The sequence below is a fragment of the Pseudoalteromonas sp. JB197 genome, assembly GCF_002332205.1.
GTDB classification, from domain to species: Bacteria; Pseudomonadota; Gammaproteobacteria; order Enterobacterales; family Alteromonadaceae; genus Pseudoalteromonas; species Pseudoalteromonas nigrifaciens.
Genome location: NZ_NRGZ01000002.1, coordinates 109,731 through 128,113 on the forward strand (window position 1 = coordinate 109,731; position 18,383 = coordinate 128,113).

The window sequence follows — 18,383 nt, forward strand, 5'->3', positions numbered from 1 at the left end:
AAACTTATTTTATTGTATTTTTATTGCACATTAATACTGCGTATTAAAACCAAATTTCAACCTGAGCGCCTGCAACTAAGGCACTTTCGTCGCCCTCTTTGCCTGCAACACTTAACCCAGACTCTTGCCCGGCAGCCTTGTTCCAATCAAAATTACTTAGATAAAAGCGTAACGATGGACGCGACCAATATTCGGTCGAGTCGGCTGTTGCTTGTAATGCTAGCGCATACTTCATGAGTGTTTGCTCATCATTTTCAATGCCGTTTGTTTTGGTTTGATAAGCGTTATAACCCACTTCACCAAGCTCACTCCAATGTGGCGATATTGAATAATGCGGGCGCACACCAACACTTTTTAGGGTGTGATAATCAGATGATTTTTCGTACATTACCATGTAATCAAGTTTAAATTTTTCGGTAATATCAACTAAGCCATTGTTAAAAATGCGAAAACCACTTGAGCTGCTATCTGCCGCATAATCAAAGCTTCCGCCATCAGTACCGGCAGCGCCTGGGTTTTGCGCCATAGCGCCTGTACCATATTGAATCACTGTTTTTTGATCAACATTGCCTAACTGCTTTTGCCATTGCACTGTAAATGTTCTGCCATCGGTAAGCCCAGCTTCATCAATTGCATCATTTACAAATAAGTTTTGCAGTGCAAATACCACTTTACCCGCATCGCCTACGTCCATTTCATAGCGTACGTCGGCCATAAAGTTTTGATAGTTAGTATCAGCAGTGGCTTTGTTACCTGTAAGTTCGCCCTCGCCACCATAAGTGATTGCAGCAAGATGCAGCTTATCGGTTTCATTTACCGTAATGTCAGATACACCCACGCCGTTACCCGAGCTTTGCATATGTTTGTAATCTAATATATGTACGCTACCAACTGCCTTATCGTAATAATATCTGCGGCCAATCCATAGCGTACCATTATCGAGTAACATAAAGCTGCCTTGAGCGTCTTGACCACTCCTCCGTTGCGGTTGGATCTCTTGAATCCCCGGCAAAGTCCATCATAAATACGGCTTTAAAGTTAACCCCATTTAGCTGCTGTTTTTTACTCAGCTGAAACTCGCTGTAGTCTCTGCATTCGTTACCTAAGCGATAATAAACCCCGTCATTTTTAGGGTAGTTAAGTGAATAACAAGAGCCATTGTTTTTACTGCCACTCCCTAGAATGGTATTTGTACCTGAGCGAAAATAGCCATTAAATTCAAACCCATTATCTAACTCTTGCTTAGCTTTAGCGTCATCCTGCGCTTGCATTTCATTATTAATTAGCTGTTTAACGTATGCAATATCCTCATCCGATAAACCAGCGGGGCGCTCTGCTGCGTGAACACTCATTGTAGCGGCGCATAATATTGAAAGTAGTGATAAAGAGGACTTAATTCGTTTGTTATATTTCATGTTTACCATAGTCGTTGTGGGGTTACATTAAATGCATTTGCAGCGCCATTTTATCGAATCCTTCCGAGAAAAGAAGAGTAAACAGAGTGGTAGGCTCCCTCAAAAGCGCTGCACTTAAACGCTATTAAGGGATAACGAGGGGATTTAAATCAAGCTAAATCAAACTAAAATAACTAAAAGCACATAAACTAATACCGGCTAATAACCATACTAATCCGTAGCTTTGCCAAAGTATTGCGTTATTATAAACCTGCTGCGGGTTATTTTTGTCAACTAACAGTGTGCAGGTTTTACCTTGTTTAAAACGGGTAAACATTTTTTCACGATATTCCACTAATACACTGTGCACCTGCCCATCAAAATGAAAACTCACTAGCATAGTTGGCTGATGCAACATTTCGGGTGCCGTTATTTGATTATTTGCCACGGCAGTTATTTGTTCTACAACACAAACCCGCCAGTGGCGTTTACTTACTTTACATTTTAACCAGCGTACAAATGGCAAAGTGCCAATTATTATAAATAAAACCCCCAACCACAACAGAGCCATACAACCACCTTTTTTTTTATTTTTATAGTTTACTAAACAACATACGCAGCAATCAAACTGCCTAGCACTTAAATTAATATAGCGCATTGGCTTTATTAAATACATGCTCAGATTACAAAGTTTTACCGCAAGCAACTTGCAGTTAACCTGCCGCACAAGCACAATAGCCGCATAAAAGAGGAGATCATTATGACCACAATTGGTATTGGCACCCAAACCAAAGAACAAGCACTCGCTAGCTTAAGCAATATGACCAGCGATTTAACCCCTATTCAACCGGCAGAATATTTATCTCGTATAGCCAAAGCGCAAACGTATATGCAAAACAATGGCATTGATGCCATTTATTTAAATGCAGGTACTAACCTCGCTTATTTTACCGGTATGCGTTGGTATGCAAGTGAGCGTTTAGTTGGCGCAATTTTGCCAGCTAAAGGTGAAGTGCAATACATAGCTCCTTATTTTGAAATTGGCTCACTTAATGGTTTTAAAGTAATTGACGGGCCAATCCGTGGTTGGCAAGAGCATCAAAACCCATATCAGTTATTTGTTAATATATTAACGGAAATGGGTATTGCGGCTAATGGCACTATTGGTATTGACGAAAGCGCGCAGTTCTTTATTTTTGATGGTATTAATAAAGCGCAAACGGGCTTAAATTTAGTGAATGCCCAGCCGGTTACAGCACATTGTAGAATGCATAAATCAGCCAATGAGCTGGCGTTAATGCAACGCGCTATGGATATGACCTTAGTGGTTCACCAAGCCACGGCAAGCATGCTACACGAAGGTATTAGTACCACTGAAGTAGAAGAATTTATAAAGCTAGCGCATCAAAAAGTAGGTGCGCCGGGTAACTACTTTTGTATCGTGTTATTTGGGCTTGCAACGTCATTCCCGCATGGGGTAAAAGATCCGCAAATTCTTAAAAAAGGCGACATGGTACTTATTGATACTGGCTGTAAAGTACATGATTACTTATCTGATATTACCCGCACTTATGTGTTTGGTGAAGCAACTGATCGCCAACGTCAATTTTGGAATAATGAAAAAGCAGCACAAATTGCAGCTTTCAATGCAGCAAAAATTGGCGTGCCATGTGAAGACGTAGATACAGCTGCGCGCAGCTACTTAGCCGAGCAAGGTTTAGGCCCTGATTACCAAACACCTGGTTGCCCGCACCGTACAGGCCACGGCATTGGTTTAGATATTCACGAATGGCCTTACTTGGTAGGCGGTAATAAAACACCACTAGCCGCTGGCATGTGTTTTAGTAACGAGCCAATGCTGGTTATACCGGATGAATTTGGGGTACGCTTAGAAGATCATTTTTATATGACCGACAGTGGTGCAAAATGGTTTACCGAGCCTAGCCACAGTATTGACGACCCGTTTGGTTTACAAAAGTAATATAAGCTCTAATTAACTTATATTTGTTTATTTGGCTTAAACGACTATTTACTACTGCGCAGTACACACCACGCGCAGTAGTTTATTTTGTGAGTTGACGTTTAACCAATCGCTGTTTGTTTTTTTGTACGTTAGCCAACCATACTAAGGGTAAAATAATTAACGATGCGCCAATTATTAAGCCAAGTGTAGGTACTTCGCCAAACCAAAATAAACCAACAACGACAGCCGCCACTAAGCCACTATATTCAGCGCTAGCAACTTGGCTCGATTCGATTTTGCTATAAACATACACGCAAATTCCCGCATAAATTAAAATAAACAGTGTAGAGCCAAACGCAGTAATAAGTGCAGCCCAATGCCATGGCTCGTTTTCCCACAGCGCCAAACCTAATCCCACAGGCATACCTACTAAATTGGTAAGTAACAAAGTTTGCATAATACTATGGTGCTTAGGTAACTTTCGTATTAGTACATTATTTATTGCCAGTGTAATTGCGACTACAAGTGCAAATATAGCCGCCCAATTAATGTCGGTAGGCTGAATAACAATAAGTACCCCTATAAAGCCAATAACAGCCACAGCTATGCTGCTTTTTGTTAGCTGTTCACGAAATATCATTACTGCTAAAGGTAGCATTAATAAAGGCGCTGCATAAAAAATAGCGTTAGCGGTTGCAAGCGGTAAAGCTTTGAGCGCAAACACCATAAATATAATACCAAATAACCATACATGTCCGCGTACCGCATGCCATTTTAAACCGGCAAATAAATGTTTTTTATTCGCCGACAAACAAAACGGGAGCAAAATTAATACTGCGGTAAGTTGGCGCATAAATACAAACTGAAACGTGGGGCTTTCTGCTGGTAAAGTTTTGATTATAGCATCAGAAAAAACCGCAATAATATTACCCACCACAAGTAATGTCATGCCTAAGCCAACCGATATTTTTTGCATTGTTACTCCGTGCCCGCAAATTAAAAACGCTAGCATAGAGCAATTCGTTTAATTATGTATAATGATTAAAATACTTTTAGTATGAATTTAACTAATAATGAAATTACCCCCATTACGTGCTGTTCAGTGTTTTGAATCTGTAGCGCGATTAAATAGTTTTTCTAAAGCAGCAGAACATCTAAATGTAACGCAAAGTGCCGTGAGCCATCAGGTTAAATTACTAGAGCAATATTTAAACGAGCCGCTATTTAACCGCAGTGGTCGTAGCTTTTCGTTAACCGACGCGGGCAATCGTTACTATCAAGAAGTGAGTCATTCATTAACCAGTTTAGCCTCTGCCACACAAAAAATACGTTACGGCGAGCCTGGGCATATTCGTTTAGCACTTTATAGCTCATTAGCTGTAAAGTGGTTAATACCGCGATTAGAAAGCTTTAAACATGACTCGCCAGATATCGACTTAACTTTAAATATGATTGTAGATGAGGCGGATTTTAGCGACCGTGTTGCCGATTGTTTTATTACCACAACGCCACCTAAAGGTGAGTTTGTCAGCTTATTTTTATTTGCAGAAAAGCTTTACCCTGCTTGTGGCAAAGGCATGTGGCAGCAATTAAAAAATCAATCGCTGCCCAATGAATTATGGAAGCACCCGCTGTTGTCGGTGCAGTATGATGAGTCAGAGCAACGTAGCACCAATGACTGGCAGCAATGGTGTAAAAGCGGCGGCTTTGAGCTGCCTAAAAACGTAAGAGTTAATCACTTTAGTCACGTTATACTGGCCGCAGAAGCTGCGCGTTATAATTTAGGTATTACGCTTATTGATGCGTTTTTTATTGCCTCACAGCACGATAACCACTTAGTTAAGTTGCCACTGCATGGAGTTGAAACCGGCTGTAAATTTTATTTTGTATATAAAAAATCGCGAGCAAAACAAACCGATATTATTACCCTAAGCCGCTGGCTAAAAGCCCAGTGGGCCGAGGTTAAAAAATAAAATGAAAGTATTAAGTCATCATACTTCATGCCAGTTTATAGCTATAACTATTATTTGATTTTATACTATCTCTATTAATTTAAGCACAGTCTTTTTAAAGGATAATCATAACTCATGAGAAAACCGGCCCACTGGACCTTAAAAAGTATCGCTCTAGAATTAGGTGTGTCTAATGCTACGGTTTCTAATGCGTTTAATCGCCCTGATCAGCTATCGGCTAAACGCCGAGAAGATATTCTTGCAGCGTGTAAAACTTTGGGCTATTACGGGCCTAATAAGGCCGCGCAATCATTGCGTAATGGCACATTTAATATTGTCGCTTTAGTACTGCCCGATAGTGTGGAATACATGGTGTCGGATCCTGTGGCTAGCAGCTTTATGCGCGGTGTTACTTCGGTGCTTGAAAAAAACGGCATTAATGTTTTATTGTTTTCAGGTAATAGCGATACCCTTAATAACATAGTCGACTTTGTTGATGGTTTTATTTGTTATGGCCGTCCTCGTAATAATGCATTGGTTGAGCAGTTAAAAATAGTGTCTAAACATGTGGTGACTATTGACTTTGATATAGCCCGCAATGCCTCTGTAAATATAAATAATGAGCAAGCCAGTTACGAAATTGCTAGGCACGTTATACATAATCAAAATGATAAAGTCGCTATTTTGGGACTTAGATTACTTGATGAAAACGTATTGTGCCGCGTGTATGAGCATTACGAATTTGAAGCCGGACAATCTATTTCTCATCAACGTTTACGTGGTTATCAACGCGCTTTAAGCGAGGCAAATATTACGGTAGCTGACGATCGTATTTGGAATATACCTGAAAGTAGCGAACGTTTTGCCAATATTGCTGCAAAAGAAGTACTTAGTGCATCACCGCATCCTAACGTTATAATTTGTATGAGTGATTTAATTGCCCTTGCCACAATGCGAGAAGCAATAAAGCAAGGCATAAAAATAGGTGAAGAACTGCGTATTGTGGGCTTTGATGGTATTGATGAAGCAGCCCGGTTTGTACCTCGCCTAACCACTATTCATCAAAACAGCCAAGAAAAAGGCGTTATAGCCGCTGAATTATTTATTTCTAAAGAAGAAAAAACTCAGGAAGTCAGTTACGAATTAGAGATTGGTGCGAGTAGTTAGCTTACAAGCCTTGTAATTGTTTTATGTATTAAAAAGCCAAGCTTAAGTAGCTTGGCTTTTGTTTTACATGGCGTTTGTAAATTACTTTTACAGCATTAAGCTAAAAATGAATTTAAGTTAATCGTTGTTTCTTCATCACCGTTTAGCTGCGTAATCAGTGCATGGCGTAATTTAAAATCAACAGTAAGTGAAATAGTTTGCTCACCTAGTTGCCACGATAAACAACACATACTGCCTTCACCTTGGGCACTAAATTCACCTGCAAACGCGGGGTGTGAATTGCGAATTTTAATTAATTCAATTAAACCTTTTACTACAGGCTTATTTAAGGCTTTGTCGATTATATTTGCATCTAAATATGGGCGGTTAATATCACGGCCAACATTTGTATTAGCTAATAGATCCATATCATTTTCACAGGCAAATAAGCCGCCGTAATATACTTGTGGTACACCTGGTGCAAAAAATTGAATTGCACGCGACAGTAAGTAATCAAAGTCTTTAGCGCCTAATGCGTTGTAGTACGTACAGTTAACTTGATATAAGTCGACATTACTCGCCGCAGCGCCCGTAGCTTGGCGGCTTTGGTTGTTACTGTTGGCGTGCATTGTTTCTACTAGGTTATCAATCTGCTGTGCATTTAATAGCCCTGGCTTGTCGCCCATTGGACCTGCGTCAATAATGCCAATACCGTCGTGTGTATCAAGTACGGTTAAGCAATTGCGTGGCGAAATTTGTAACCATTTGAGCAGTGCATCTACATCGTTGTTAAATAAGCTGTGTAAAATAAGTGGTGGTAACGCAAAGTCGTAAACCATATTTACACGTTTTGCCACTTCTACCTGAGTTTGATAATGGCTATGTATTTCTGCAATGGTTTCCATGCCTAAATCGTTTGCTTGCTTAGATAAGTTATCTAGGTAACCAAATGTTTCATCAAGCATAAAGCAATTAGTGCCCGCTTGCTTAATGGCGTAGCCCGCCGCATCTAAACGAATAATATTTACATTGTTAGCCGAAAATTTAGTAAGTACGTTATTTAAATACGCAACACCGGCTTCTACTTTTACGTTTATATCGATTTGATTGTCGGTAAAAGTGGTCCAAAAATCATACGTTTGGCCGTCGCCACAATGCATTGGCGTAAAACAGCTACCTGGGCGTGGGCGGTAAATTGCTTTTTGCTCAGCTTCGCTCATACCATTTGGAAATACATCTTCTTTGGTTAAAAATAAATCCCAAAATTCTGATTGCTTACCTTTAGCTAATACATCTTGAAACTGAAAAGACTGCGCCGATACATGGTTAACAATTAGGTCTGCCATTAAGTCGAGATCTTTACCTAATACTTGTATGTCTTCCCAAGTGCCTATTCTAGAATCAACTTCACTATGATCAATAGGGTCAAAGCCAGCATCGCTGCCATCAATAGGATTGTAAAATGGCAATAAGTGCACACCACCAAATACGCCTTTTAAAGGACCGTTTAAAAGTGTGGTTAGCGCGCCTATATTTTGGCCAGTGATTCGATCAGCATATGTGATCAATTGAACTTTATTCTTCATCATTGTGTGATTACCATGTTGAAACTTAATCGATTAAGATATATCTTTAACTAGCGAGTAAAAATTTACAAGTAATTTTTAATAATTTTACATACAAATTTCGTGGCTCACGTAATACTACAGTAAGCAACTGACTGACTTACGAAGTGTTAATAGAGAATTTAACGAGGAATAAACACATGACAAAATCACACACACAAGTAAGCAGCGGCCCACTGCAACAAATACGCTGGCTTACATATATGATGTTTTTTATGTTTGCCATGACCTCTGACGCAGTCGGCATGATAATCCCCGAACTTATAAAGGATTTCGGTTTGAGCATGACTCAAGCTAGTGCATTTCATTACGCTCCCATGGCATTAATAGCCTTTAGTGGATTATTTTTAGGCTTTTTAGCTGACAGCCTTGGCCGTAAAAAAACCATTATGCTGGGTTTATTAATATTTTCTGCTAGTTGTTTTTTATTTGCATTTAGCACCAGTTTTACCTTCTTTTTAGTATTGCTTTGCTGCATAGGTCTGGCCATTGGTTTATTTAAAACCGGCGCACTGGCATTGCTTGGCGATATTTCACATAGTAACGACGACCATACTAAAACCATGAACAAGGTTGAGGGATTTTTTGGCATTGGCGCTATTGTAGGCCCTGCCCTAGTTGGTGTTTTATTAGTGCAAAACGTAAGTTGGACATACCTGTATATTACTGCGGGCGTAATGTGTTTAATACTTGCTTTATTAGCATGGCGCGCAGACTACCCTGACGTGGTTAAAACAACTGAAAAGCCTGCTTCGCTTGCCACTACCCTGAAAATGGTAAAAAACCCTTATGCACTTGGCTTTTCTTTAGCCATTGCACTGTATGTAGCGACTGAAGTGGCTATTTATGTATGGATGCCAACGCTATTAAAAGACTACACAGGCTCTTGGCCGCTCCTTGCCACTTATGCACTTACTATATTTTTTATACTACGTGCTGCAGGTCGCTTTATTGCCGTATGGTTACTAAACCGTTATAGCTGGCAAGGTGTTATGGCTTATTTAAGCTTAGGCATTGCGCTTTGTTATGTGGGTACACTTATTGGTGGTGTTGACTGGGCTGTAGGGTTACTACCTCTTTCAGGTTTATTTATGTCTATGGTTTATCCAACTTTAAACTCTAAAGGTATATCGTGTTTCCCTGCTGAGCGCCATGGAGCCGTAGCCGGCGTTATATTGTTTTTTACCGCATTATCGGCTGCTTTAGCTCCTTTATTTATGGGTATGATCAGCGATTACTTTGGCCATGTGCGCTATGGCTTTTACTTAGCAACAGGGTTTGCCGTGATTTTATTTGTAGCTATGTTGTTCAATTATTTACGCGACCCATCAATGAGTGCTTTACAAGAAAGTAACCCAACAGCTTAATAAACTTGTATTTCAATACAATAAAAACACCTTAAAAATCAAAATATGAATAATAAAAGAACAAATTAAACACAAAATGATTTGCTTATTGTAAAATATTTGTTATTTTTACTTAATCGATTAAGTAAAAATGACAAATCCTATTGGGTTCAACACAATGAGGCGTTAACATGACAACACACCACACACCTTTATATTTAATCAGTGCTTTGGCACTTGCTGTAAGCCAAGGCGTTCATGCACAAGATGAGCAAGAAACCAAAGTCCAAGCCAACAAGGGCCTTGAAACAATTGTTGTTACCGGTGTACCTCGCCGAACAACCATTATGGCGTCGAGTTCATCAGTAAGCAGTTTATCGCTTGAACAAGTAGAGGTGTCTACACCTCGCTCAACGGCTGAAGCATTTAGAATTATTCCGGGTGTTCGCGCCGAATCAACTGGCGGCGAAGGTAACGCTAACATTGCTGTTCGTGGTTTACCTGTAGCATCGGGTGGCGCTAAGTTTTTACAACTACAAGAAGATGGCCTTCCTGTTATGCAGTTTGGTGATGTTGCCTTTGGTAATTCAGATATTTTTATGCGATTAGATAATACGGTGCAGACTATCGAATCGATTCGTGGTGGCTCAGCATCTACTGCAGCAAGTAATGCACCTGGTGGCATTATTAACTTTATCTCTAAAAATGGCAAAAGCGAATCTGGCAGTGTGTCTACAACTCTAGGCCTAGATTATGACAGCGTTCGTACAGACTTCGAATACGGTACTTACTTAACCGATAGCGTGCGTTTTCATGTTGGTGGTTTTGTTCGTCAAGGCGAAGGCCCGCGCGAAACAGGTTACACGTCTAATAAAGGTGGCCAAATAAAAGCTAACCTTACTAAAGATTTCGACAACGGTTACGTGCGCCTTTATTACAAACACTTAGACGATAAAAGTGTTGGCTACCTTCCTATGCCAATGTACTCAAATGGTGACTCTATTGCTGGCTTTGATGCGCAATCAGACACACCTCACTCAGCGTTATTTACTAAAACAGTACGTTTAAATAGTGAAAACCAAATCAGTAGCGGCGATATCCACGATGGTATGAATCCAAAGGTTGACTCTGTTGGTTTCGAAGCTGTATTTGATTTAGATAACGATTGGCGTATCGAAAACCGTTTTCGTAAATCATCAATTAGCGGTAACTTTAATTCACCTTTCACAGAACAAGTAGGCAGTGCAACATCAATAGCAGAAAGCATTGGTGGCGCAGGTGCAACCTTGAGTAACGCGAACACCGGTGAAGCGTTTAACGATGGTTTAGCAATGAAGATGGTGACATTTGATGTCACAATGAATGACTTTGGATCTATAGTTAATGACTTTAAATTAACTAAATCGTTCGACGATGATACCAGTCTTACATTTGGTTACTATGCATCTACGCAAAACATTGCGATGTCGTGGTTATGGAACTCTTACGTAATGGAGCTCAAGGGTGACAATGCTGCATTATTAAATGTAACAGGTGGCGATGGCACTGAGTTATCTGAAAACGGTTTATACGCTTACAGTGCATTTGGTAACTGCTGCCAACGTGATTACGATACGGAATACGATACACGCGCCCCTTACGTAGCATTTTCTACTAAGCTAGGTGATGTCAGTATTGATGCTAGTGCTCGCTACGATAGCGGTGAAGCTCGCGGAACATACGCAGGTGCAGTGACTTCAACAGTAGATATGAACCGCGACGGTGAAATATCAATCCCTGAGCAAAACGTTGCAGGTATTGATACTGCAAACGCAAGTCCAGTAAATTATGACTGGAACTATTCTTCTTATTCAATTGGTGCTAATTATCAAATTGACCCAAGCCTTGCTACGTTTGCACGTATTAGTAAAGGTGGTCGTGCAAATGCTGACCGTCTTTTATTTGGTAAAGTACGCGCCGACGGCTCTGTTGCAAAAGAAGACGCTGTTGATGAAGTAAACCAGTTTGAGTTTGGTGTTAAGAAGCGCTTTGATTCGTTATCAGTATTTGCTACTGCGTTTTTTGCCGAAACTGAAGAGCAAAACTTTGAAGCAACATCACAAACATTTTTTGACCGTGAATACGAAGCAAAAGGGATTGAAATAGAATCTACTTACTTTATTGATGCATGGGATTTTCGCGGTAATTTAACCTGGACCGATGCAGAAATAGCAAAAGATGCGCTTAACCCAGATGTTGTAGGTAATACGCCACGTCGTCAAGCCGATTTAATTTACTCATTAATGGCACGTTACAACTATGAAAAAGGCGCTGCAGGGGTAAGTTTCATTGGTACTACCGATGCGTACGCTCAAGATAATAACGACTTGCAATTTGACGGCTACACACAGGTAAATGGCTTTGTAAGCTATGATTTATCTGAAAACCTTAATATTGCGCTTAATGTGAACAACCTATTTGATACAGTAGGTATTACAGAAGCAGAAGAAGGCTCAGTACCTGAAAACAACATTATTCGTGCCCGAGCTATTAACGGCCGCACAACGTCGGTAACTTTAAAATACGCTTTTAACTAAATGTGTATTGCGCTGCGGTGAGTAGTCACTGTAGCGCCTTTTAAAGTATGAATAATTAACACCCTTCACGTTTTTTAGCCTAGCCTTGCTAGGCTTTTTAGGATATTCCAAATGACCAAACTTCTGTGCTTAGGCGAGCTATTAATTGATATGCTGCCACAAGATGCGAATAACTCTGCCTATTTACCTATACCAGGTGGCGCACCTGCCAATGTAGCTGTTGGCTATGCAAAACTCGGAGGTGAAGCTGCATTTTGTGGTGGTAGAGGGGACGATCATTTTGCCAATCAATTAAGTAATGCATTAGCGCAATACAATGTAAATACAGACTATTTATTTACCATTGCAGGCTCACAAACAGCTATGGTTATAGTAAGCCTTGATGAAATCGGCGAGCGTAGTTTTGGCTTTTATCGCCATAACACAGCCGATGTACTATTAACCCAGGCGCATTTAGTGCGTATAAATTGGCAAGAAATAAGTACACTACACTTTTGCTCAAACACATTGACCGAATCAGCAATTGCCAGCACAACGGTTAAAGCGCTAGAACTTGCAAAAGCGAATAATAAGCTCGTCAGTTTTGATGTAAATTTACGCTACAGCTTGTGGGAAAACACAAACGATATAGCAAGCAATGTAAAAGCTTGTTACACCTATTGTGACATAGTAAAACTCTCGCGTGATGAGCTTAATTTTTTAGCCCAACATAGCGATACAACGAGCGATGATTACATTCAAACACTATTAAATACCGGAGTAAAACTGGTGTTTTTAACCGATGGGCCAGAGCCTGCAAAGGTTTACCACAGCGCATTTACACTTAACGAATCGGCACCAAAAATAAACGCCGTAGATACAACAAGCGCGGGTGATGCATTTATAGCGGGGGTTTTATACTACTTAAATAAATTGGGAAGTGATTTACCACTAGCAGATAAACTAAATGATAAAGCGAGCGTAAAAGACGCCCTGCACTTTGCTCTTAAATGTGGCTCAAAAGCCTGTTTAACTAAAGGAGCCTTTCCGGCATTACCTGTATTAGCTGATGTAATTTAAACGATTAAAGCCCCATATTATGAGGCTTTAAAGTAATTTATCCGTGTGACTTCTCATAGGACAAAGGTTTACAGCGAAACTGCTAATCAATCTATAGTTGCGGTGGTATTTTAAAGATATCGAACCTCGCAAAATATGATTTTCTTTGAGTATAGGTGATAGCTTAAGGCTCATACTGATACAACTCAAAGATCAGCTATAACGGGTGTTTTGCTACTTCATTTGAAGTGGTTAATTATGCATTTTTTAATCGAGTGATTTGGTTTGCTACATCAGTTAAATAACCGGTTTTAAGCCAGACTGTTGCGCCTGTACTTCCTGCTTTAGCATTAACAGTGCTATTAATAGGCACTCTTAACCAGCTATTTTTAATAAGGGTATCTGTTTGCTCGTTAAGCAACCCCTCAAGTACTAACAGCTCAGCCCCATCCTTTGCATTTATAACCATGTCGGCGTTAGGTTTAAAGTGCAGTAAGCTTACCTCTTCAAAGTTATCTTTATATAAAGAAATTACGCTAACATTATTAAACTGGGGGTGCGTAACGCCTTGCATTTTTTTAGTGTGTAAACACACATGCTGTCTATCTTGTGGTTGAAACTGCCACAATTTTACAAATATTACGCAGCCCCCCTGAGATCCCGGTTTGTGCTTTGACTGGGGAGGATTGCGAATATAACTACCTACAGGGTAATCGCCGTGCTCATCTTGAAATACGCCATCGAGCACTAAAAACTCTTCACCACCTGTATGTATATGCGGCGAAAATTCACTGCCAGGCGCATAGCGCACTATGCTTGTAGCGCGGGCAACTTCATCACCTACTCTGTCCAAAGGGCGTCTATGTACTCCCGCCATTGGCGAGGCTACCCACTCTAGTTTTTCACTATGTACAACAACGCGCTTACTAAAATCAGCGGCTATTTTCATTTTGTATTTCCTAACTCAGTTAAAGCAATTAACAAATAATAGCAGTTATATTAGTGGCATTAAATTAAGTCATGTTATTTAGCCGTAAGTGTGATGGAGCTTTATTATTGGGCATAAAAAAACGAGCAGGTTTAGTTGCTCGTTTTTAATTAACACTTATGATTTATGGTCATTTTTTAATTAATAACTTTTACTCTGCCTTTGTGCTTAGAGTGCACTATGGCAAGTGTAATAAAACCAATTACCGCTACCACTGCACCAATTGGCTTACCCATATCACTTGATAAGTTAAGACCAATTGCCGCTGTCATAATGTATGAAAGCGTCACTGCTGTAGCAATTACTGCAGGAATACTGGCAATCCAATGGAATGCACCGCGGTCAAACAAGTACTTAGTTGCCAGCCATAATACGCTAGTAGAAAGCAGCATGTTTGAGAATGCAAAGTAGCGCCAAATAAGCGAGAAGTCGAGTTTAGTCATAAAGTAAGCAATTGCTAAAATTGGAATCGCTACTAATAAGCGATTACGTAAGCTTTGTGGAATATTAAACGCATCAACTACGGTTAAACGCAGTGAACGGAACGCAGTATCACCTGAAGTAATTGGGAATACAGCTACAGCAATAATAGCCATAACACCACCAAATACACCTAAGTAGCTATTAGCAATATGATTAACCACTAAACCTGGGCCACCTTGATCAAGTAATGCTTTTAAACCGGCATAACCTTCTGGGAATGCTGCAATACCAGCAAGTGCCCAAACACAACCAACAATACCTTCACACATCATGGCGCCGTAATATACCGGGCGTACATATTTTTCGTTTGTTAAACAGCGTGCAATAATAGGTGCTTGCGTTGAGTGAAAACCACTAATAGCGCCACAGGTAATTGTTATAAATAACAATGGCCACGTAGGTAAACCATCCGGATTTGGCTCTAAAAAGTCATGTGCATGGTCACCACTAAAGTAAGCTAAAAAGTCACCTGCAACGGGTAAGTGTGGCGCGTTAATCAATAACGAAACTGCAATAGCAACTGTCATTACAATCATTAAAGCGCCAAAAATTGGGTAAAACTTAGTAATGATTTTATCAATTGGTAGCAAGGTCGCTAAAAAGTAATACGCTAAAATAGCCAACACCCAAAAGGTGTTATTTGCCAGCATTGTACCTTCAAAAAAATCAAGGTTACTTAATAAGCCCGCAGGGCTCATAATAAATACTACACCTACAAAAAACAGTAGCATGGCAGTAAATATCAGCATAAAGCCTTTAAATACAATATTGTAGTAATGCCCGGCTATTTCTGGCAGGCTTTTTCCGTCTTCTTTTATACTCATAACACCTGAGAAGAAGTCGTGAACAGCACCACCTAACACGTTACCTAGTACAATCCAAACTAGTGCAACGGGTCCGTATAAGGCACCAAGAATAGGACCAAAAATAGGACCTACACCGGCGATGTTTAAAAATTGAATTAAAAATGCACGCACAGGATGAATAGCCACGTAATCAACACCTTCGCTAAAGCGCTTTTGTGGTGTTTCAATCGTTGAGTCTAAACCTGCTTGCTTTTCAACAAAGGGACTATAAAATTTGTAACCCAGTATTAAAATTGTGATGCAGATAAAAAAGATGATCATAAAGCATGTTTCTCTTTTTGTATTTGTATTATAGAGCGCACTGTTTGCCGCTCCGGCCTTTCATTCCGTGAATAATCGACGAACATTAACAAAGGATTAATATTCTTACTATAAGACGTTTAGCTAATACTATAGTCGAATAAAATAACTTAGACCTATTTCGTGGCCTTATTGAGCGTTAACTGTACAGAACATAAAGATTTAAAGTAATAAAAAAGGCAGCTTTACTGGGTAAATCTGCCTTTATATGTTGCCCGATAAGCTATCGATAACAATTAACAATACCTTATCACCAATTTATTTATGGGTTCATAAATTCATTTATTTGTTGATGCGTTAAAGTAGGTGTTGCTCCGGCACTTTCGGCGACCATAGCGCCAACAGCACAAGCAAAGTCAACCGCATGTTGTGCGCAATCACTACTGCACAGCTGATAAATTAACGAACCTAAAAACGAATCCCCTGCGCCAACTGTATCAACAACACTAATTAAATAGCCTGAGTTATAGTAGTTTTCGCCTTTAATGGTGAGTAATGCGCCATGGCTGCCTTTAGTTACACATAAATATTCGGTATTAGTTTGTGCAGCAATAAAGGCTAAGTTTTGCTCAAGCGAATGAAACTTACAACCCATAGCTTTAGCAATTTCGTATAGCTCTTCGTCGTTTAATTTGATGAAGTCGGCTTTGTTCATTAAATCTACGAGTGTTGCTAATGTGTAGTGAGGCGCACGTAGGTTTACGTCAAATACTTTAAAGTTTGCTACATCAACTAATTGATTTAATGTTGCCAAAGACGTTTCGCTTCGCCCTATTAGGCTGCCAAATACAAATACATCGCTACTTTTAACTTTACTCAGTAACTCATCTGTAAGCGCTATATTATCCCACGCTGTATCTGCCACTATTTCATAACTTGCTGAGCCACCACTATCGAGTGTTACCTCAACCGTGCTGGTTTTTTTGTCACTGTTAATAGCAATATAATCGCAGCTTACGCCTTTGCTCGCAATTTCGCCGAGCAGTTCAGCGCCTAACTCGTCGTTACCAACGGCGCTGATCATGTCGGCTTTTATGCCCAGTGAGTTAATACGCACACACATATTAAGCGGCGCGCCACCTAGGCGTTTACCAGAGTCAAAACAATCCCACAGTACCTCGCCAAAGCAGCTAACACTTACGTTTTCGCCTGATTTATGATTAATTAAAATACTCATAATTAGTTACTCTTTTGCTCAAGTGCAGCCTGCATAATAGCTTTAATTTTACTATTACGTGCGTATAGCGCGGCAATCGATTTTTTATACTCTGCAGTAAAAGCTTCGTTATGTTCAAGCTTACCAAACAAGCTTGCTAGCTTTAAAAATGCAGTTGGGTTAGCTTGGCTTTGCTGCGCGTATGCATTTAGCTCTTTTTGCATAGCATCTTGAATTTCAAGCTTTTCGCCTTTTTCACTTACACCTTTATCGCTGTATAAACACCAAGTAGCAATGACAAGTGTTGCCAGTGACACATCTCGACCTTGTACTAGGTTTTCGTTAATTGTGGCAATTAAAAACTTAGGCAGTTTAGCAGAGCTTTCACTGCAAATACGCGCCAGGCCGTCTTTAATATTAGGATTAGCAAAACGCTCTATTAACGTATCTTTGTAGCTTTGAAGATCAATACCTTCAAGCGGTTCAAGGTTTGGCGTTACTTCTTTATCCATAAAAGCACGTAGGTATGTGGCAAATAATTCATCAGATACCGTTTCGTCAATTGTGCCATAACCATGAATTGAACCTAATAAACCAAGCACAGAATGCCCAGCATTAAGTAAACGTATTTTCATGGTTTCATAAGGCGTCACATCAGTTACAAACTGTGCACCAACAACATCCCAATTTGGGCGAGAGTCACTAAAGGTGTCCTCTATTACCCATTGTGTAAACGACTCACAAGTAATTGGCCACTCGTCGCTAACACCATAGGCATCAACCACGTAATCAATATCACTCTTTTTAGATACCGGTGTTATGCGGTCAACCATCGCATTTGGAAACGATACGTTTTGCTCAATCCACTCACTTAGGTTTTTGTCTTGCTCTGTAGCAAAGGCTAAAAGCATTTTGCGTGTTACGTTACCGTTATGCTGAATGTTATCGCACGACTGTACTGTAAACGCGCCCAAACCTTGCTCTTTACGCAGTTTTAGCGCAGCAGTAATGTAACCAAACGCCGTAATTGGGTCGTTCGGGTTATTAATGTCGTTAATAATATCTGGATTGCTGTAATCAAATTCGCCCGTTGCCGGGTTAAAGTTATAACCGCCTTCGGTAATAGTAAGCGATACAATTTTAGTATCGCTGTGTGCGAGTTTATTAATTACCGCTTGTTTGTCCTCTGGAGCAAACAAAAAGTCGATCATTGAGCCAATTACTTTGTTATCTATTTTACCGTCTGGGTGTCTAACAGTTAGCGTGTAAAGGTAATCTTGCTGCTTTAAAATATCACGCAGACCACGGTTACCCTCTAACAGGCCAACACCACATATGCCCCACTGCTCAGAGCCTGGGGTTTTTAAAAGCTCGTTAACATATACTGCTTGGTGAGCACGATGAAAGCCGCCTACACCAATATGAACAATCCCCGCTTTAACGGCGCTACGGTCGTAACTTGGTGTGTCAACATGGCTTGGTAATTGAGCCAAGCTCTGTTGGTTTAGCCCTGTAACAAGAGCGTTTGTGTGTTGATGTTGCGTCATGGT

General features: G+C 40.1%; 15 protein-coding genes. 6 read left to right on the top strand and 9 right to left on the bottom strand.

Annotated features, from left to right (window positions below):
* Nucleotides 1–43: 43 nt before the first annotated feature.
* The 3 genes from CIK86_RS15715 to CIK86_RS15725 form a co-directional block, all read right to left on the bottom strand.
* Entirely contained in the window at nt 44–949 is a 906-nt protein-coding gene (locus tag CIK86_RS15715; protein ID WP_086996875.1) for a carbohydrate porin, read from the bottom strand.
* The gene (locus CIK86_RS15720) at nt 936–1,352 is read right to left on the bottom strand and encodes a carbohydrate porin (protein WP_176359686.1); all 417 of its coding nucleotides are present in this window, start codon (nt 1,350–1,352) and stop codon (nt 936–938) included. The genes CIK86_RS15715 and CIK86_RS15720 overlap by 14 nt, the downstream gene beginning before the upstream one ends.
* Nucleotides 1,353–1,569: 217 nt before the next feature.
* Nucleotides 1,570–1,965 carry a hypothetical protein gene (locus CIK86_RS15725; protein WP_167376945.1) on the bottom strand — a complete coding sequence of 132 codons (396 nt, stop codon included), beginning with the start codon at nt 1,963–1,965 and terminating at the stop codon, nt 1,570–1,572.
* Nucleotides 1,966–2,154: 189 nt separating this feature from the next.
* Here CIK86_RS15725 and CIK86_RS15730 point away from each other — a divergent pair, with 189 nt between their 5' ends.
* Nucleotides 2,155–3,375, top strand: coding sequence for a Xaa-Pro peptidase family protein (locus CIK86_RS15730; RefSeq protein ID WP_011329847.1), 1,221 nt, complete (start codon nt 2,155–2,157; stop codon nt 3,373–3,375).
* An 82-nt stretch (nt 3,376–3,457) separates the two neighbouring features.
* On the opposite strand, the gene CIK86_RS15735 is transcribed toward CIK86_RS15730, so the two are convergent.
* Nucleotides 3,458–4,333, bottom strand: a complete 876-nt coding sequence (locus CIK86_RS15735) for a DMT family transporter (protein WP_010553617.1) — start codon at nt 4,331–4,333, stop codon at nt 3,458–3,460.
* Nucleotides 4,334–4,430: 97 nt separating this feature from the next.
* Between CIK86_RS15735 and CIK86_RS15740 the strand changes: the two genes are divergently transcribed.
* Together CIK86_RS15740 and CIK86_RS15745 are read left to right on the top strand one after the other, a co-directional pair.
* Nucleotides 4,431–5,330 (top strand): LysR family transcriptional regulator, encoded by a 900-nt coding sequence (locus CIK86_RS15740; protein ID WP_010553616.1) that lies wholly within the window; start codon nt 4,431–4,433, stop codon nt 5,328–5,330.
* 114 nt (nt 5,331–5,444) lie between these two features.
* The gene (locus CIK86_RS15745) at nt 5,445–6,476 is read left to right on the top strand and encodes a LacI family DNA-binding transcriptional regulator (protein ID WP_024597773.1); all 1,032 of its coding nucleotides are present in this window, start codon (nt 5,445–5,447) and stop codon (nt 6,474–6,476) included.
* Between the two features lie 95 nt (nt 6,477–6,571).
* Here the strand turns inward: CIK86_RS15745 and gtfA are convergent, their stop codons facing one another.
* Entirely contained in the window at nt 6,572–8,044 is a 1,473-nt protein-coding gene (gene gtfA / locus CIK86_RS15750) for a sucrose phosphorylase (protein ID WP_086996866.1), read from the bottom strand.
* Nucleotides 8,045–8,220: 176 nt separating this feature from the next.
* Between gtfA and CIK86_RS15755 the strand changes: the two genes are divergently transcribed.
* From CIK86_RS15755 to CIK86_RS15765, 3 genes are all read left to right on the top strand, one after another.
* The gene (locus tag CIK86_RS15755; protein ID WP_086996863.1) at nt 8,221–9,447 is read left to right on the top strand and encodes an MFS transporter; all 1,227 of its coding nucleotides are present in this window, start codon (nt 8,221–8,223) and stop codon (nt 9,445–9,447) included.
* Between the two features lie 170 nt (nt 9,448–9,617).
* Nucleotides 9,618–12,002 carry a TonB-dependent receptor gene (locus CIK86_RS15760; RefSeq protein WP_086996860.1) on the top strand — a complete coding sequence of 795 codons (2,385 nt, stop codon included), beginning with the start codon at nt 9,618–9,620 and terminating at the stop codon, nt 12,000–12,002.
* Nucleotides 12,003–12,113: 111 nt separating this feature from the next.
* A complete protein-coding gene (locus tag CIK86_RS15765; RefSeq protein ID WP_086996857.1) occupies nt 12,114–13,061 on the top strand; it encodes a carbohydrate kinase in 948 nt (315 codons plus the stop codon).
* Nucleotides 13,062–13,296: 235 nt separating this feature from the next.
* Here the strand turns inward: CIK86_RS15765 and CIK86_RS15770 are convergent, their stop codons facing one another.
* The 4 genes from CIK86_RS15770 to CIK86_RS15785 all read right to left on the bottom strand — a co-directional run bounded on the left by CIK86_RS15770 (nt 13,297) and on the right by CIK86_RS15785 (nt 18,380).
* Nucleotides 13,297–13,989, bottom strand: coding sequence for a cupin domain-containing protein (locus CIK86_RS15770; RefSeq protein WP_011329844.1), 693 nt, complete (start codon nt 13,987–13,989; stop codon nt 13,297–13,299).
* Nucleotides 13,990–14,165: 176 nt separating this feature from the next.
* Entirely contained in the window at nt 14,166–15,638 is a 1,473-nt protein-coding gene (locus tag CIK86_RS15775) for a carbon starvation CstA family protein (protein ID WP_086996854.1), read from the bottom strand.
* 301 nt (nt 15,639–15,939) lie between these two features.
* Entirely contained in the window at nt 15,940–16,854 is a 915-nt protein-coding gene (locus tag CIK86_RS15780; protein ID WP_011329842.1) for a carbohydrate kinase, read from the bottom strand.
* Between the two features lie 2 nt (nt 16,855–16,856).
* On the bottom strand, nt 16,857–18,380 hold the full coding sequence (locus CIK86_RS15785) for a mannitol dehydrogenase family protein (protein WP_086996851.1): 1,524 nt from the start codon (nt 18,378–18,380) through the stop codon (nt 16,857–16,859).
* Between the last annotated feature and the right edge of the window lie 3 nt (nt 18,381–18,383).

What these genes read in the sequence shown, in the direction of transcription:
- CIK86_RS15715 (WP_086996875.1), bottom strand. Translation starts at nt 949, where the DNA reads ATGTTACTCGATAATGGTACGCTATGGATTGGCCGCAGATATTATTAC.
- CIK86_RS15720 (WP_176359686.1), bottom strand. Translation starts at nt 1,352, where the DNA reads ATGAGTGTTCACGCAGCAGAGCGCCCCGCTGGTTTATCGGATGAGGAT.
- CIK86_RS15725 (WP_167376945.1), bottom strand. Translation starts at nt 1,965, where the DNA reads ATGGCTCTGTTGTGGTTGGGGGTTTTATTTATAATAATTGGCACTTTG.
- CIK86_RS15730 (WP_011329847.1), top strand. Translation starts at nt 2,155, where the DNA reads ATGACCACAATTGGTATTGGCACCCAAACCAAAGAACAAGCACTCGCT.
- CIK86_RS15735 (WP_010553617.1), bottom strand. Translation starts at nt 4,333, where the DNA reads ATGCAAAAAATATCGGTTGGCTTAGGCATGACATTACTTGTGGTGGGT.
- CIK86_RS15740 (WP_010553616.1), top strand. Translation starts at nt 4,431, where the DNA reads ATGAAATTACCCCCATTACGTGCTGTTCAGTGTTTTGAATCTGTAGCG.
- CIK86_RS15745 (WP_024597773.1), top strand. Translation starts at nt 5,445, where the DNA reads ATGAGAAAACCGGCCCACTGGACCTTAAAAAGTATCGCTCTAGAATTA.
- gtfA (WP_086996866.1), bottom strand. Translation starts at nt 8,044, where the DNA reads ATGATGAAGAATAAAGTTCAATTGATCACATATGCTGATCGAATCACT.
- CIK86_RS15755 (WP_086996863.1), top strand. Translation starts at nt 8,221, where the DNA reads ATGACAAAATCACACACACAAGTAAGCAGCGGCCCACTGCAACAAATA.
- CIK86_RS15760 (WP_086996860.1), top strand. Translation starts at nt 9,618, where the DNA reads ATGACAACACACCACACACCTTTATATTTAATCAGTGCTTTGGCACTT.
- CIK86_RS15765 (WP_086996857.1), top strand. Translation starts at nt 12,114, where the DNA reads ATGACCAAACTTCTGTGCTTAGGCGAGCTATTAATTGATATGCTGCCA.
- CIK86_RS15770 (WP_011329844.1), bottom strand. Translation starts at nt 13,989, where the DNA reads ATGAAAATAGCCGCTGATTTTAGTAAGCGCGTTGTTGTACATAGTGAA.
- CIK86_RS15775 (WP_086996854.1), bottom strand. Translation starts at nt 15,638, where the DNA reads ATGATCATCTTTTTTATCTGCATCACAATTTTAATACTGGGTTACAAA.
- CIK86_RS15780 (WP_011329842.1), bottom strand. Translation starts at nt 16,854, where the DNA reads ATGAGTATTTTAATTAATCATAAATCAGGCGAAAACGTAAGTGTTAGC.
- CIK86_RS15785 (WP_086996851.1), bottom strand. Translation starts at nt 18,380, where the DNA reads ATGACGCAACATCAACACACAAACGCTCTTGTTACAGGGCTAAACCAA.